The organism is Methylophilus flavus, assembly GCF_042678905.1.
Taxonomy (GTDB): Bacteria; Pseudomonadota; Gammaproteobacteria; order Burkholderiales; family Methylophilaceae; genus Methylophilus; species Methylophilus flavus.
The window spans coordinates 419211-435851 of sequence record NZ_JBHTLN010000002.1; the positions used below are offsets into that span (position 1 = coordinate 419211).

The window sequence follows — 16641 nt, forward strand, 5'->3', positions numbered from 1 at the left end:
CTTGTTGTGTCAGAAATAAGTATAACGGCCTAAACCTTGCCATACTTCAATCGCAGATGCAAGTTTTCAGCTTTATTTTAAATGTATCAGGCATCGCTTGATCATTAAAAAACTGCATCATTCAGGGTCGCCCGTGGGATAATTGCCGCATGTCTTTAATGCAACAAGTCACGACAGCATTCTCAGAGAACGGAAGTCTGGTGCAGACCATGCCGGGCTTTAAAAGTCGACCGCAACAGCAGGAAATGGCGCAAGCGATTGCGCAGGCGATTGATCAGCAGCAGCAACTGGTGGCCGAGGCCGGCACCGGTACCGGTAAAACCTATGCCTACCTGGTGCCCGCTCTTTTGTCTGGTGGCAAAGTCATTATTTCCACCGGCACCAAGACCCTGCAAGACCAGCTTTACCAGCGTGACCTGCCCGCCGTGCGCGAAGCGCTCAAAGTGCCGGTGTCTGTCGCCATGCTTAAAGGCCGAGCGAACTACATCTGCCATTACCATTTACTGCGTGCCAGCCAGGAAGGTCGTTTCCAGTCACGCGAAGACGCGCAATATATCCCCATTCTGCAAAGCTTCGCCGAGAACAGCCAGACGGGTGACAAGGCCGAGTTAATCGAAGTGCCAGAACAGGCCACTGTCTGGCAGCAGGTCACTTCTACGCGAGACAATTGCGTCGGCCAGGATTGCCAGTTTTACAAACAATGCTTTGTGATGGAAGCGCGCAAGCAGGCGCTGGCAGCCGATGTCGTGGTTGTGAATCACCACCTGTTTTTTGCCGATGTCATGTTAAGGGACGAAGGTGTAGCTGAACTGCTGCCAAGTGCCAACACCGTAGTATTCGACGAAGCGCATCAACTGCCGGAAGTTGCCGGATTGTTTTTTGGTGAAGATATTTCCACCTCGCAATTGATGGATCTGGCACGTGACAGCCAGATGGCCTACCTCTCGATTGTCAAAGATTGTGTGGCTTTATCGGAAGCGGTCCCACCACTTGAAAAAGCCTGCCGTGATTTTCGCCTGGTATTCCAGTTTGAAGGTGCACGCATGCCGGTGCAAAAAGCGCAGGCATTAAAGAATTTTTCCGATGCCTATCAACGTATGCTGGAAACCCTGGCGACACTGACCAAAGTGCTGGAGACGCAGGCATCACGCGATCCTCTACTGGAAAAATGCTGGCAACGCGGCGAAGTTTTACTGGCTTTGCTGAAGGCCTGGCAAAAAGGAAATCACGCCAACCTGGTGCGCTGGGTAGAAGTGTTTACGCAAAGTGTGCAGTTGCATGCAACGCCGCTCAGTGTGGCAGATGGCTTCGGCAAACAGTTGAATGCACAGCCGCGTGCCTGGATTTTCACTTCTGCCACTTTGGCAGTGAAAAGTGATTTCAATCACTACCAGGGACAAATGGGCCTGCTTGCCGCACAAACCCGGCATTGGCAAAGCCCGTTTGATTATGATCAGCAAGCCTTGCTTTATGTGCCAGAAGGTATGCCAGAGCCGAATAGCATTGCTTACGCGGCAGCCGTAGCCGCCATCGCTTTGCCGGTATTGCAAGCCAGTAAGGGGCGTGCTTTTGTGCTGTGCACTTCACTGAGAGCTATGCGCGAAGTACATGCCTTGTTAAAGCAGGCATTTGAAGAGCACGGCATGGAGTACCCATTGCTGATGCAAGGTGAAAGTAACCGTACCGAATTGCTGGACCGGTTCCGCGCACATGGCAATGCGGTGCTGGTCGGTTCGCAAAGTTTCTGGGAAGGCGTAGACGTACGCGGTGAAGCGCTTTCCTGCGTCATCATTGATAAACTGCCATTTGCCCCGCCGGATGATCCGGTGCTTGCGGCACGCATCGATAAAATGAATACCGAAGGCAAAAATGCCTTTATGGAATATCAGTTACCTTATGCTGTGATTACGCTGAAACAGGGCGCGGGTCGTTTAATTCGCGACGAGAGCGATTCAGGTGTGTTGGTGATTTGCGATCCGAGGTTGGTTGATAAGCCTTATGGACGGCGTATCTGGCAGAGTTTGCCGCCTTTCAAGCGCACGCGGAAACTCGATGAAGTGCAGGCATTTTTTGAGCGTGTGGATGAAAAGCCTGAGCCTATTAGGGTAGCTAAGCAACATGGTCACAGTTCCGGCAAATGAATACACATTGACCGCTATCCGCGCGCAAGGCGCTGGTGGGCAAAATGTAAATAAAGTATCTTCTGCGATTCATCTGCGGTTCGATATTCATTGCTCAAGCCTGAATGAGGCTGTGAAATCCAGATTGTTAAGCAGTAAAGACCAGCGTATTACTGCTGAAGGCGTATTGATAATTAAGGCGCAACAATACCGTACACAAGAGGCGAATAAAAAGGATGCAATAGCAAGGTTGCAGGCGATTGTGGAAGCGGCTTGTCATGTGCATGCGACGCGATATGCGACAAGGCCGACGCGGGCTTCACAGAAGCGCAGGGTGGCGGGGAAGATTCAGCGGGGAGTGATTAAGCAGGGGCGGGGAAGAGTGGTTGAGGATCATTAAGAGTGAGGTGCTAAATATTCAGCGTTGGGTTTTTGAATAAGCTGTGTACCCGTATTGTGCTAAAACAGGTACTTACTACCTGCAACTGCTCGTCATTCCGGCGACGGCCGGAATCCAGTCTCGGTTGATGATTAGCTTGATTACAGTAAAAGCGCAAATTTTGCACTTTCTGTAAGTTTTAATCGGTATTTCTTCGAGTATTCATCATCCCTTTTCGCCTCTAGGCGAGTGTCTTTCCTTTGCTTGCCCAAAGCAAAGTCACCAAAGTAAAGGGCGCCATAGCTTCCGCTGTTTCCTGCGTTGCTCATCAAAATAAGCGGTCACGAAACTCATCCTAGCGGCCTGCACAAAACGCAGGCCACCGCGGGATTCACACAGTCGCTCCCTTCCTCCTTATTTTGACTGCGCTACTCGGCGCGTCAGATAGGGGCCCGTATAAAACCACCACGATGAATCGTTGGTTGAACATAATGGGTAGTGGGCGCTTAGTGGCTTTTTAACTTCAAGACTAAAAACTCAACAAACTATGCTGTTTTTTGTTTTAACAATAATTGAGCGGGCTATGATGTATAAAGATGTACACCTATGTGAAAGCGTGTGGCTTTTACGGGCCCCTATCTGACGCGCCGAGTAGCGCAGTCAGCGTGGGAGGAGTCGGCCAGCGTCTGTTTGAGTTCCGCAACAAGCCACGTTCTGTGTGGCTTGTCAGGGCGAGTTTCGTTGGCCGCCCACGGTGATGAGCAACGCAGGGAGAAAGCGGAAGCTAGGGTGCATTTCTTTTGGTTACATTTTCTTTGGGCAAACAAAGAAAAGTAACTCGCCTAGAGGCGAAAGGAAATGCTACTTAGTAGCAAAATACTGACTCATTCTAGGATCTATAATCCGCATTAATCTTCACATAATCATAAGAAAAATCGCACGTCCAAACCGTAGCATTTGCATCACCACGATTTAGCACTACCCGCACCAGAATATCACTTTCCTTCATCACCGCTGCGCCTTGCTCTTCAACATAAGCCGCTGCCCGCCCGCCTTTTTCAGCCACCAGGACATCGCCAAGGTATAGCTGCAACGTGTTGACATCCAGGTCATCAATCCCGGCATAACCAATCGCTGCCAGAATACGTCCCAGATTCGGATCAGAAGCAAAGAACGCAGTTTTGATCAATGGTGAATGTGCGATCGCGTAGGCAACTTTGCGACATTCTTCTTCATCCTTACCTGCTTCAACTTGAATGGTCATAAACTTGGTCGCGCCTTCACCATCACGCACAATCGCTTGTGCCAGTTCTGTCGCTACATCTGTCAGCGCATCCCGCAAAGCAACAAATTCTGCGCTGTCTTCAGTCACTTCTGCATTGCCAGCCTGGCCGGTCGCCATCAGGATCAGGCTATCGTTGGTGCTGGTATCACCATCTACAGTAATGCAGTTAAATGATCTGTTCACCGCATGCTGAATCATCTTGTCCAAAGCATTTTGGCTGATTGCTGCATCGGTCGCAATGTAGCCCAGCATGGTCGCCATATTCGGGTGAATCATGCCGGAGCCTTTGCTGATGCCGGTGATGGTCACAGTTTTGCCGCCGATTGTCAAAGTGCGGGAAGTGCCTTTGGCAACGATATCCGTTGTCATGATCGCTTCAGCAGCATTCAGCCAGCTATCCGTTTGCAAGTTGGCGACTGCGTTGGGGATACCTGCCAACAATCTTTCCATAGGCAAGGTTTCCAGGATCACGCCCGTGGAAAATGGCAGTACTTGCGTAGGGCTGATATTCAGCGATTGTGCGACGGCGATACAGCTGGCATGTGCATCATCCAGGCCTTGCTGGCCGGTGCCCGCATTGGCACAACCTGTATTCACCAATAAAGCGCGAATGCCATTGCCTAGCTGTAAATGCTCTTTGCAGACCGTGACTGGTGCCGCACAAAATCGGTTAAGGGTAAACACGCCGGACACGCTGCTGCCTTCTGGCACGGTGATGACCAGCACATCCTTGCGGTTCGGTTTGCGGATATGGGCTTGCGTAAAGCCTAGCTGTACGCCTGGGACAGGTAGTAAGTCTTGAGCCAGGGGAGCGGTTAATTTAACGGGCATCCGTTTTCCTTCAGTATTTCAAAGAATGGGTTGGTGAATAAGTCAGGCGCGGCGCCAGGTGGTACCTTGTGCCGTATCTTCCAGCACAATACCTGCATCAGACAAGGTTTTGCGGATACGGTCTGCTTCGGCAAAATCCTTGGATTTTTTGGCCGCGATACGTGCCGTGATCAGGCTGTCGATATCCAGTTCACCGCCAACATCTTCACCCTGCATAAACGCTTCCGGGTCGCGTTGTAACAGACCGACAATACTGGCTAATTGTTTCAATAATGCGGCGGTCTGGTCGGATTTGTCTTTGTTCAAATCGTTGGCCAGCTCAAATAACACAGCCAGTGCTTCTGGCGTGTTGAAGTCGTCATCCATGGCTGATTTGAATTTGGCAGCTTGCGGTTGTTGCCAGTCGATCTCTATATCAGGTACGTTCACACCGCGTAAAGCCGTATACAAACGCGTCAATGATGCTTTTGCATCATCCAGGTGCTTGTCTGAATAATTGAGGGGACTGCGGTAATGTGCGCGCAGGATAAAGAAACGCACAACTTCAGGATCGTATTTTTCGAGCACTTCGCGAATGGTAAAAAAATTGCCCAGTGACTTGGACATTTTTTCGTCATCCACGCGTACAAAGCCATTGTGCAGCCAGTAGTTAGCCATGGTGCAACCATGGGTGGCTTCGGATTGCGCGATCTCGTTTTCGTGGTGAGGGAACTGCAAGTCCTGGCCGCCGCCATGGATGTCAAAGTGTTCGCCCAGCAGTTCGGCGCTCATGGCTGAACATTCAATATGCCAGCCCGGGCGGCCATTGCCCCATGGCGATTCCCAGTATGGTTCGCCTGCTTTGGCAGACTTCCATAATACGAAATCCAGGGGATCGTGTTTGTGGCCATCTACGTCCACGCGTTCACCGGCCCGCAAGTCATCCAGCGTTTTGCCGGATAATTTGCCGTAGTCATTAAAGCTCCGCACTTTGTAAAACACGTCGCCGTTATCGGCCTGGTAGGCAAAGTCTTTCGCAATCAATTGGCTGATCATATCCAGCATGCCTTGCACATGCTCGGTTGCACGCGGCTCAATATCCGGTCGGATAATACCCAGTTTGGCTGAGTCTTCATCCATCGCTTCTATAAAACGTTGTGTCAGGCTTTGAATAGATTCATTGTTTTCGCTGGCACGTTTAATGATCTTGTCATCAATATCGGTGATGTTGCGTACATATGTGACTTCGTAACCGCTGGCGCGCAACCAGCGGGCGACCATGTCAAAAACCACCATCACGCGAGCATGTCCCAGATGGCAAAAGTCATACACCGTCATTCCACAGACGTACATGCGTACTTTATTAGGCTGGATGGGCTTGAAATCTTGCTTGCTGCGGGTGAGTGTGTTGTGTAGTTTTAACATGCTAACAAATGTAATGTGGATTAATGCGTGATAAAATTAGCAGAAGTAAGGGAATGTTTGACGAATGTTAAGTGAATGGCCTCTGCACTTGGCTTAACATTGATGACAATCCGAATGATTATGTTGTCAGGCAAATGATTAAAACGCGAATTGATCCAGATATCATTGCGTAATAATCACCTAAATTTGCACTGTCTCTTGTACAATTCAAGTATAACATACTGCTAAAAATCAACGATTGCTCAGGTAATTAACTCATGAATGCAACATTAAAAAAATATTTACTGGTATTCAGTGTCATTTTCAGTCAGGCCGCTTTAACAAATGTGGTGATGGCCGGTCAAACAAACGTAGAACTTCGCGAAATCAATCAGCTTTCAGAGCAAGGGAATCAGGCTGCAGCGCTGGATAAGGTAAATACCTACCTGTCGGCCAACCCTAAAAATGCCGAAGCCATGTTTATGCGTGGCGTGATCCTGGTCGAACTCGGCAAGCGTGATGATGCGATTAAAGCGTTTACTGACCTTTCCGAAAAATTTCCAAATCTGCCTGAGCCTTACAATAACCTGGCTGTTTTATATGCAGACCAGGGTCAGTATGACAAGGCCCGCAAAGCGCTGGAGTCTGCGATTAAAACCCATCCAAGTTATGCCACAGCGCATGAAAACCTGGGTGATATTTATGCACGTATGGCTTCTGAAGCGTATGACAAAGCGCTCAAGCTGGATACTTCCAACAGCCGTGCACAAAATAAACTGGCGATGATTACCGATCTGTTTGGCGGTAAACGCGCCGTTCCCCGTCCGGCCACCTCAGCTTCCTCAACCCCTCCAGCATCTACCGTCCCTGTGATGCCACCGGTCAGCAATGCACCAACTGTCACGCCGCCGGCGAATCCGGCACCCGCTACGACAACCCCGCCTGCTGTTGTTGAGCCCAAAAAGCCTGTCGTGGTAGAAACTAAACCGGTTGAATCCAAGCCAGCTGTTGATCCGCAGGAACAGGCTGTCACCGATGCAGTCAATGCGTGGGCGGATGCCTGGGCAGCACAAAATGTGGATAAATACCTGGATAGTTATGCCAAAGATTTCAAAACACCAGGCGGCGAGACGCGTAAGCAATGGGAAACAACCCGCCGCGACCGTGTCAGCCGTCCGGCCAAAATATCGGTGAATTTGCAGAATATCGTTGTGAAGATGGAAAGCCCGACGTCAGCAAAAGTGACATTCAGACAGGTATACAAGGCGACAGGCCTGGATGCAAACTCCAATAAAACCTTGAATCTGGTCAAAGAAGGTTCACGCTGGTTGATCAAGCAGGAGCGCGTTGGCAAGTTTTAATGCATGTGTCCGCTGAATTGAGCAGTTAAAATCGGGAATAACCAGCCAATTCAGCGAGTTGCGCGCAGTTTTTGAATTAACGAATGTATAATATCGGCATGAGAAGTTTGAGAAAATATTGCTGTATCGCATTTGTGAGTGCCGCGCTGTTGCCGTGGAATGCAACAGCGGTGAACCATGAGGCGTTAACCACGCGCTTGTTCATACAAAATAAAAACACCGGTAGCGTAGAACGTATGCTGGTACAAACGCTGCAGTCCATCAAGGAAGGGCGCCTGCAACAGGCGCTGGATTACGTAGACCAGTTACTGGCAATCTCTCCAAACTTCGCACTTGCCCACCTTATTCATGGCGATTTACTCTCCGCCAAAGCGCGCATCCTCAATGGTTTTGGCGATGCGGATGCTGCCAATTTGAACCGTATCCAGGATCTCAAAGACGAAGCGGAAATTCGTATCCGCAATTACTTTGACCAGAATCGTGGCTTAACCCAGCCTAATCTGCTAGTGGAGTTGTCTGAAAAGCAAACGCATGTATTGTTCGTCGATACTGCCCGCTCTCGCTTGTACGTCTACGAAAAAAGCCAAAAAGATACACTGAAGTATCTGGCGGATTACTACGTCACTATCGGTAAGAATGGCATCGGTAAGAAAGACCAGGGCGACAAGCGCACGCCGATCGGTGTTTACTTTGCCTCGCGGAAACTTAATCGCCCTTTGCCTGATCTATACGGTGATGCTGCTTACCCATTGAACTATCCTAATGAGATTGACAGTTACGAGCGCAAGACCGGCTCAGGCATCTGGATTCACGGCACCCCGCGCGACACCTACAGCCGTCCGCCACGTGCCAGCGATGGTTGTGTTGTGCTCTCCAATCCGGATATGAAAGCATTGCAGGACATTTTGCAGTTTGGTAATACGCCGGTGGTGATCGGGGTCAATTTCCAGTGGATCAGTCCTGAGTCGCTCAAGCAGCAGGCGCAAGTAAAGTCTGCATTAAAAGTGGCGCTTGAAGACTGGCGCAAGGATTGGGTCTCGCAGAATACCGATGCATATCTATCGCATTATGCAGGTGATTTCTTTTATTCAGAGGGCGGGTTGGCCAAGTGGTCAGGCTACAAGCGCCAGATACAGGCGACCAAGCCTAAAGTAAATATTAACTTGTCAGAAGTCAGCATGTTTACTTATCCCAATTCTGCCAAAAACATGGTGGTGGTTGATTTTGAACAGGAATACATCAGCACGGCTTTACGCAACGTCATGAAAAAACGCCAGTACTGGGTACAGGAAAACGGCCAATGGAAAATTTTATATGAAGGGTCCGCTTGATGCATAAACTGATAGCAGTATTTTTGTTGTGTTTTATCGCTTCTTTCTCATCAGTGAATGCGGCGACACAAGTCACCTTTGAAACAAACCAGGGCAATTTCACGGTGGAAGTCTATGCCGATAAAGCGCCTAAGACAGTAGAAAATTTTCTGCAATATGTGAAAGACGGCTTTTATACCAATACTGTTTTTCATCGGGTGATCAGCCGCTTTATGGTTCAGGGTGGTGGCTTTGACCGCGAGTTGAACGAAAAGCCAACCCGCGCGCCGATTGTAAATGAGTCCAACAATGGCCTGATCAACCAGACCGGTACGATTGCCATGGCGCGTACACAGGACCCTAATTCCGCCACCGCGCAATTTTTTCTCAATGTGGCAGATAACCAGTTTTTGAATTACACCAGCCCGGAAGCCAGCATGATTGGCTACTGCGTGTTTGGTAAAGTGGTTTCCGGCATGGACGTGGTATTCAAAATCAGTAATCTGCCTACCGGCAATCAGCGCGGATTTTCTGACGTGCCTATTCGGACTGTGATTATCAAGCGCGCAACGATAGTTGGCGCCAAGTAATCATCAGTTTCTATTCAAGTCACTGTAGTGCTTATGCAGAACACTAGATGCGACTTTTCAATCAATAAACGGAGAATGTTTTGGTAAAACTTACTACCAACTTTGGCGATATCATTATCGAACTTTTTGCTGACAAAGCCCCGATCACGGTGGCTAACTTTTTAAATTATGTTGATAAAGGTTTCTATGATGGCGTGATTTTTCATCGCGTGATCAATGACTTCATGATCCAGGGCGGTGGCTTTGATGTCAACATGAAGCAAAAAGCGACTGATCCTACTATCAAAAATGAAGCTGATAACGGCTTGTCCAACGACAAATATACACTGGCCATGGCACGTACCGCAGTGCCAGATTCCGCCTCAGCGCAGTTCTTTATCAATGTGAAAGATAATGACTTCCTTAACTTCACCTCAGCCACCAGCCAGGGTTGGGGCTACTGTGTCTTCGCTAAAGTCGTTGAAGGCACTGAGGTCGTAGATAAAATCAAAACCGTTGCTACGGGTAACCGTGCCGGTCATCAGGATGTGCCTGTCGAGCCAGTGATTATCGAAAAAGCAGTGGTGATTGATTAAGGCATGACGATTTGGGTCATCTCTGATCTGCACCTGAGTGCGCAAAGGCCTGCGGTAACGCAGGCTTTTTTGCATTGGCTGGAGACTGAGGTTACCCAAGCCGAAGCGCTCTATATCCTCGGCGATTTTTTCGAGGTGTGGGTGGGTGACGATGTGCTGGATGATGCTCAGCATGGTTCCGAATTCCAACCGGTGGTGCATGCGTTACGCAGATTGTCGGATAGCGGCGTCAAACTCTATTTCATGCATGGTAACCGCGACTTTTTAATCGGTGAACACTTTGCGCTAGCCTGTGGCTTGCAGTTGCTGGCAGATCCCACCATGATTTATTCTGTTGAAAAACGCATCCTGCTGTCACATGGGGATGCCTTGTGCACGGATGATCTCGCTTACCAGCAATTTCGCAACCAGGTGCGCAGCACAGCATGGCAGCAGGCTTTCCTCGCGCAACCCCTGGCTGCACGTATTGCCTTTGCCGAGCAGGCGCGTAGCCAGAGCGCGCAAAACAAGGCCATGCAACCCATAGATATCATGGATGTGAATACAGAGGCGGTGATTGCCTTGATACGGGAATATGAATATCCCGAAGTACTGTTACACGGGCATACTCATAGGCCGGGCATGCATGCACTTACTGTCGATGGGCACCACTGTGAACGCTGGGTATTGGGTGACTGGCATGACACAGCAATCGTTTGCAAGCTCGATGACACAGGCCTGCAGCAACATACCTTATCACTCATACTTTAAGCTCCTTTCCAGCCTGAAGTCTTCGCAACAACTGCCCGTCTTCTTTCAGCTTTTTTATCTGACTGCGCGCGTATTGTGCTGAAATTAAGCACTTTTTTAGGCTTACTTTCCAACTTGCGCCTTTCAAGATAAATGCTATTCTTAAAATAGCTGATAAAGGATGTTTTCCTTTAGCAGCAGATTATTTGTCTAGTCTATGAGTCGCGTTATTGATGTTGTCCGGATTATTATTTCGCTATAAAAGTGCCTTTTACAGCCTTGCGATAGTGCTGATCTATATCGTCACCGGCAAGCTGGGCTTGATGCTGGCAGTGCCTCCCGGCTATGCCTCAGCCATTTTCCCGCCTGCGGGCATTGCCATTGCGGTTACCTATATTGCAGGCAAGCGTATGCTGCCTGCGATTTTTCTCGGCTCGTTTATCCTTAATTTGTGGATAGGCTATAGCGCCCAGCAGCAGATCAGTCTTATCAGCCTCGCCGCCGCTGTGCTGATTGCCGCCGCTTCCGCCATACAGGCGTGGGCTGGTGGCTGGTGCTTGCAGCGCAAGATCCCTTATCCGACAACTTTGGACGCTCCCCGTGAAGTCGTCGCCTTTTTAGTTTATGCCCCGGTCATCTGCCTGATCAGCGCCAGTTTGTCAGCTGCCAGCCTGCTGGCGCTGGGCATGCTGGACTGGCAGGGTTTACTGACAAGCTGGCTCAGCTGGTGGGTAGGCGATTTTCTTGGCCTGATGGTGATGCTGCCGCTGACGCTGGTGATCTTCGGACAGCCACGCAAACTCTGGGAAAAACGGTTGTACACGGTGGCTGTGCCTATGCTGTTTCTGTTTGCCTTGCTGGTCTTTGCCTATGTCATTGCCAGTAAATGGGAACGCAAGGAATCGCTTACCGAGTTCGATGGCCTTGCCAGCCAGTTGTCCGAACAGTTGCGTACACGGCTAGAAGCACAGGAAGCAGTACTGGCGCAGATCAGTGCCCTGTTTACCTACCAGCAATCCGATGTCAGCAAACAGGATTTCAGCAACTTTGTGAAAGTGACACTGGATAAATACCCCATGATCTATGCCATCGAGTGGGTACCCAAAGTGCGTCATTCCAAACGCGACAGGTTTGTGGCGCAGATGCAGCAGGACTTTCCCGGCTACAGCATCCTTGAACCGGGCGCCGATAACCAATGGCATGCTGCAAAAGCGCGCTCGTTCTATTTTCCCCTGGCCTATATTGAACCAGCCACCGCCCAGTCGCAACGCACGATAGGCTTTGATATGGCGGCACTGGATAACCGTAAGATCACCCTGTTGCAGGCGTTCAAGCAGAATGCTGCAGTGGTGACTGCACCCATCAAACTTTACCTGTCTTCCGGCCGCGAAACCGGTTTGTTGCTCATGTATCCGGTACATGGCTATTCCTGGGATGGCGTGGTACAGACCGTACTGGTCTCTAGGGAGTTTTTTGGCGAGCTGTTTGCAGGATCGCGCGATTTGATAGAAGCTCGGCTGATAGAGCAGGAGAGCGGTGACACCGTGTATGTCTCTGGCGCCAGCCAGCCATCGGAAGTGTTATTCAGTCGAAAATTCAAGTTTGGTGACAAGCATTACCGGCTGGAGATGTCCCCTTCGCAGCAATATTTCGCCCGTCACCGTGGCTGGCAAAGCTGGAGCATGCTGGTGGTCGGTATTTTCTGTACCGGACTGGTGGGGGCGATCCTGCTGATTGGTACCGGATTCACCGCCAGGGTATTGACGCTGGTGGACGAGAAAACCCAGGCACTGAAAGAGAGCTCTGCCAGGTTCCAGGAAATAACGGATACGCTGGGTGAGGGCATCTATGTGACTGATGCGGCGGGTTTGATCACCTTTATTAATCCGGAGGCGCAACGGCTATTGGGCTGGGATCAGCACGCCGTACGGGGTAAAAATGCGCATGCCTTGTTCCATTACCACAAGGCAGATCGCTCGCATTATCCAGAGCACGAATGTGTGATGTGCAACGTCATGAAAACCGGCCAGCCGATTAAATCCTCAGATGAGGTGCTCTGGCAGCGTGATGAAAAACCTATCCATATCGATGTGACCTCGGTGCCTATCATCCGCGATGGCAGGCTGTGTGGTGCGGTAGTGGTGTTTGATGATATCAGCAGCCGCAAGAAAACAGAATCGGCGTTGCGCGCCAGCGAGAAGAGCTTCAGGGAAATTATTGATTTTGCGCCGATTGGTATGGCGATCGTGTCTCTGGAAGGGCGCTTTACCAAGGTCAACCAGGCGCTCTGTAATATTGTCGGCTTCAGCAGAGAAGAGTTGATTATCCGCACATTCCAGGAAATCACCCATGCCGATGACCTGGCCGCGGATCTCGAATACGTCCACCAGTTGCTGGATGGCAAGATCAATGCCTACCAGATGGAAAAACGCTACATCCGTAAAGACAAATCCATGGTCTGGGTGCAACTGTCGGTGTCTATTTTCCGCGATGACGAGCAGGCGCCACAATACTTTATTGCCCAAATTGAAGATATCACCGCCCGCAAACACCAGTTTGACGAGGTGGCGCAAGAGGCTTATTTTGACGCGCTGACCAATTTACCGAATCGCCGCATGCTGCTTATGCGCTTGCATCAGCTACATGCCCATATAGAACGCTACCAGCAGCTGGCTGCACTGATCTTCCTCGATGTGGACCACTTCAAGCAGATCAACGATAGCCTGGGTCATGATGTAGGCGACGCCATCTTGAAAGAAGTGGCTGCACGCTTGCTGGGTTGTTTGCGCCAAACCGATACGGTGTCCAGGCAGGGCGGGGATGAGTTCGTGATTATGCTGCCTGAACTGAAAAAGGATGAGGATGCCGAGCTGGTAGCCAGAAAAATCGTCAGCAGTTTTGCCGCCCCGATACTGGTGAATGGCAAGGAGATCAAGATTGGCGTGAGTGTCGGTGTCGCGCTACGCGGCATCACAGCGCAAGGGCCGGTGAATGAATGGATGAAGCAGGCAGACCAGGCGATGTACCAGGCAAAAAGCGCTGGCCGCAATGGTTATTACATTTACCGGAGTTGATGCTAAAGGCTGGACATATTTGGCGGATAAATGAAAAAGCCCTGTGAACCAGGGCTTTTTTGCATGTCGTGAACTTGCCTAACGTTTAAACTCTTGCGGTCTGACCTGGGCTGCAATTTTATCAAGTACCCCATTAATGTACTTATGACCATCAATACCGCCATAGGTTTTAGCCAGCTCCACGCCCTCATTGATCACTACGCGGTAAGGGATGCTGACATCAAACATTAATTCGTAACCGGAAATGCGCAAGATGGCATGTTCGATCGGGCTAAGTTCGTCCAGCTGGCGGTCAATAAACTGGCTGATCATATTATCTACATCAGCAGTGTGGTCGAGCACACCAGTCAGCAGTTGTTTAAAGTAGCCTTCGTCCGCTTTGGTGTAATCCGGGTCATCCAGGCTATCCAGCCGTAACTGTTTCACATCGCCTGCATTCATGCGGTTGCGATACAGCGCTTTCAGTGCCAGTTCGCGTGATTTGCGGCGATTTTTGCTACCTTTGCCTTTTGCAGGCGAGGCTTGCGGTTTATCTGATGCCTGGGGTTTACCTGTGGCCTGATCCTGGCTCATAGCGTATTTACCAGGTTTGCCATTTCAATGGCGACCTGTGCTGCTTCAGCACCTTTGACAGCGACCCGCGCTTCCGCCTGTTCGTCATCTTCAGTCGTCAGAATGGCGTTAGCGACCGGCACACCTGTATCACGCTGGACTTCCGAAATACCACGCGCCGATTCATTGGAAACCACTTCAAAGTGATAGGTTTCGCCGCGGATAATGGCACCAAGTGCAATCAGTGCATCATAGGCCTCAGTGAGGGCCATGTGTTGCAAAACCAGGGGTGTTTCCAGTGCGCCAGGCACGGTAGCCAGGGTGATGTCTTCGGCTTTCACGCCCAGTTTCAGCAGTTCCTGTTCGCAAGCCTGCAACAGACCGGCACCGATATTGTCATTAAAGCGTGAAAGAACAATACCGATTTTTTTGCCGGTACCATCCAGGTTTGGGGAGATTTTGTTCACTTGGGAATCCGTGGGCTAATACTTAAAACATGTATTTTAACCCAAACGACCCGACTCGCGTTTGATTGAATGTAGGGCCGGCTAAAAAGTGTGCGTTCACGCCGCTTTTTAGCCGGATATTGTCATCATTACTTAAGATGATTTGTATTATGCGAATAGCGCCCAGGCCTTTTGCACCGTCATGGAAATGCCATAGGTGATAGGGATTAAGACTGTCAGCCAGGCCAGTCTGACAAGCCATGGCGAGCTCGGCTGTCCCTTGCTCGCGAGCTTGACGACTTTTGTGCTCACGTCTTGAGCTTTGCCCACGGATTGTTCAGCGGCAAGCTCGGCATCGGTCATAAAGTATTTGCTATCCACCGGCCTGACCAGCAGGTTTGCGATAAATCCTATGCCCAGTAACGCTGCCAGTGTCAGGAAAATAGGCGCATAAATATCTGCAAACGGCGTTTTCGCTTCCAACCGCACATCGTGCGTATAGTTAACGATCACCGGCCCGACGATGCCTGCGGTGGACCAGGCAGTAAGCAGTCGGCCATGGATGGCACCGACAAACTGGGTGCCAAACAGGTCAGCCAGGTAGGCAGGGATAGTGGCAAACCCACCGCCATACATGGAGGCAATCACACAAAATGCGACCAGGAACAAGGGTAACTGATGATGGTTAGCTGCGTAGGTCGCGGTGACATACATCAGTGCACCGAGTACAAAAAAGATGAAGTAGGTATTGCGACGGCCCAGTTTGTCTGATGACGTGGCCCAGCCTATGCGGCCAAAGATATTGAATACCGAGATCAGGCCAACAAATCCGGCACCAACCGCCGCTGCCGCGACAGTCAGGGATTCATCGGCTTTAATATCGGCAAAACTCAGAGATGGCTGACCAATCAGTTTGCCGCCAAAAGTCTCCTGCAGCATGGGCGCTGCTGCGCCAATAATGCCAATCGCCGCAGAAACGTTCATGCACAAAATCAGCCACAGTAGCCAGAATTGCGGTGTTTTATGCGCATTTTTCAGGTGTACATGTTTGTTCACCACCATGCGCTTATGCTGCTGGTCTGGCGGTGTCCAGCCTTCCGGTTTCCAGTTGGCAGCCGGGATACGGTAGCCCAGTGATCCGCAGGTCATGAAGATGGTATAGACAATGGCAAGGACGACAAACGTTTGCCAAACTCCGGGATCAGTCGGTGTGGAGAACACACTCATCAGCTTGGTCGCCAGCGGCGAGCCTATCATTGCGCCGCCGCCAAAGCCCATGATCGCCATGCCAGTGGCCATGCCCCTACGGTCAGGAAACCATTTGATCAGGGTGGAGACCGGCGAAATGTAGCCAAGGCCAAGGCCTATGCCGCCAATCACGCCGCTACCCAGCCACATCATCCATAGCTGGTGGTGATAAATGCCAAACGCAGAAATCAGTAAGCCACCGCACCAGCAGAGTGTCGCCACCAGTCCGGCTTTGCGTGGGCCTGCGCGTTCCAGCCAGCCACCCCACAGTGCAGCCGAGCAACCAAGCAGTACGAAAAACAGGGTATACATCCAGCCGAGGTCAAACTGGGTCCAGTTACAATCTGTGGCAAACAGTGCCTCGCCGGTGCCTGCCAGTTTGTCGGCAAAGGTAGTGGCACCTGCTGCGCAGGCAGCGAGTGGTTTACCATCTGGCCCAGTCAATGCGGTACCAAGTGGTTTCCAGAAAACACTAAATCCATAAGCCATGCCTATCGATAAATGTACTGCTAATGCGGCCGGTGGAACCAGCCAGCGGTTAAAGCCTTTGCCTGCCGTAATATGTTCTTTTGACAGATTGAACAACATTTAATACCCCTTAAATTTCTCCCGGTAACATCTTGTTACAGTTTGACCCAAAAGGCAATCCACGCAAATTTAAAATTATGTGAGTTTGTCATTAAAATGTCACAATACATTCATAAACTGGCGAGCAATTAAAGGAAGTACATTTTGTTGGAAATGCTTAAAGGGAGCGT

The 16641-nt window shown here is 50.3% G+C and carries 13 protein-coding genes; 8 read left to right on the top strand and 5 right to left on the bottom strand.

The window, feature by feature from the left end; translation table 11 throughout:
- Positions 1 to 149 precede the first annotated feature (149 nt).
- Together ACFQ2T_RS12000 and arfB are read left to right on the top strand one after the other, a co-directional pair.
- Positions 150 to 2141: an ATP-dependent DNA helicase gene (locus ACFQ2T_RS12000; RefSeq protein ID WP_379034724.1), complete on the top strand. Its 1992-nt coding sequence runs from the start codon at positions 150 to 152 to the stop codon at positions 2139 to 2141.
- Positions 2119 to 2520: an alternative ribosome rescue aminoacyl-tRNA hydrolase ArfB gene (arfB, locus tag ACFQ2T_RS12005; protein ID WP_379034726.1), complete on the top strand. Its 402-nt coding sequence runs from the start codon at positions 2119 to 2121 to the stop codon at positions 2518 to 2520. Before ACFQ2T_RS12000 ends, arfB begins: the two co-directional genes overlap by 23 nt.
- Before the next feature lie 868 nt (positions 2521 to 3388).
- Here the strand turns inward: arfB and argJ are convergent.
- Both argJ and cysS read right to left on the bottom strand, forming a co-directional pair.
- Positions 3389 to 4615: a bifunctional glutamate N-acetyltransferase/amino-acid acetyltransferase ArgJ gene (argJ, locus tag ACFQ2T_RS12010; protein WP_379034728.1), complete on the bottom strand. Its 1227-nt coding sequence runs from the start codon at positions 4613 to 4615 to the stop codon at positions 3389 to 3391.
- 42 nt (positions 4616 to 4657) lie between these two features.
- On the bottom strand, positions 4658 to 6019 hold the full coding sequence (cysS, locus tag ACFQ2T_RS12015) for a cysteine--tRNA ligase (protein ID WP_379034730.1): 1362 nt from the start codon (positions 6017 to 6019) through the stop codon (positions 4658 to 4660).
- 257 nt (positions 6020 to 6276) lie between these two features.
- Here cysS and ACFQ2T_RS12020 point away from each other — a divergent pair, with 257 nt between their 5' ends.
- The 6 genes from ACFQ2T_RS12020 (at position 6277) to ACFQ2T_RS12045 (ending at position 13637) form a co-directional block, all read left to right on the top strand.
- Positions 6277 to 7359 (top strand): tetratricopeptide repeat protein, encoded by a 1083-nt coding sequence (locus ACFQ2T_RS12020; RefSeq protein ID WP_379034732.1) that lies wholly within the window; start codon positions 6277 to 6279, stop codon positions 7357 to 7359.
- Between the two features lie 83 nt (positions 7360 to 7442).
- Positions 7443 to 8690: a L,D-transpeptidase family protein gene (locus tag ACFQ2T_RS12025; RefSeq protein WP_379034734.1), complete on the top strand. Its 1248-nt coding sequence runs from the start codon at positions 7443 to 7445 to the stop codon at positions 8688 to 8690.
- The gene (locus ACFQ2T_RS12030; protein ID WP_379034736.1) at positions 8690 to 9259 is read left to right on the top strand and encodes a peptidylprolyl isomerase; all 570 of its coding nucleotides are present in this window, start codon (positions 8690 to 8692) and stop codon (positions 9257 to 9259) included. Before ACFQ2T_RS12025 ends, ACFQ2T_RS12030 begins: the two co-directional genes overlap by 1 nt.
- 80 nt (positions 9260 to 9339) lie before the next feature.
- Entirely contained in the window at positions 9340 to 9834 is a 495-nt protein-coding gene (locus tag ACFQ2T_RS12035; RefSeq protein WP_379034738.1) for a peptidylprolyl isomerase, read from the top strand.
- A gap of 3 nt (positions 9835 to 9837) precedes the next feature.
- Complete coding sequence (locus ACFQ2T_RS12040; RefSeq protein ID WP_379034740.1) at positions 9838 to 10584, top strand: UDP-2,3-diacylglucosamine diphosphatase; 747 nt, start codon at positions 9838 to 9840, stop codon at positions 10582 to 10584.
- A gap of 212 nt (positions 10585 to 10796) precedes the next feature.
- Positions 10797 to 13637 carry a sensor domain-containing diguanylate cyclase gene (locus ACFQ2T_RS12045; RefSeq protein ID WP_379034742.1) on the top strand — a complete coding sequence of 947 codons (2841 nt, stop codon included), beginning with the start codon at positions 10797 to 10799 and terminating at the stop codon, positions 13635 to 13637.
- A gap of 78 nt (positions 13638 to 13715) precedes the next feature.
- Here ACFQ2T_RS12045 and nusB read toward each other — a convergent pair whose 3' ends face one another.
- The 3 genes from nusB to ACFQ2T_RS12060 form a co-directional block, all read right to left on the bottom strand.
- Complete coding sequence (gene nusB, locus ACFQ2T_RS12050; RefSeq protein ID WP_379034744.1) at positions 13716 to 14210, bottom strand: transcription antitermination factor NusB; 495 nt, start codon at positions 14208 to 14210, stop codon at positions 13716 to 13718.
- On the bottom strand, positions 14207 to 14656 hold the full coding sequence (gene ribH, locus ACFQ2T_RS12055; protein ID WP_379034746.1) for a 6,7-dimethyl-8-ribityllumazine synthase: 450 nt from the start codon (positions 14654 to 14656) through the stop codon (positions 14207 to 14209). Before ribH ends, nusB begins: the two co-directional genes overlap by 4 nt.
- A gap of 147 nt (positions 14657 to 14803) precedes the next feature.
- Positions 14804 to 16471: an OFA family MFS transporter gene (locus ACFQ2T_RS12060; protein ID WP_379034748.1), complete on the bottom strand. Its 1668-nt coding sequence runs from the start codon at positions 16469 to 16471 to the stop codon at positions 14804 to 14806.
- Between the last annotated feature and the right edge of the window lie 170 nt (positions 16472 to 16641).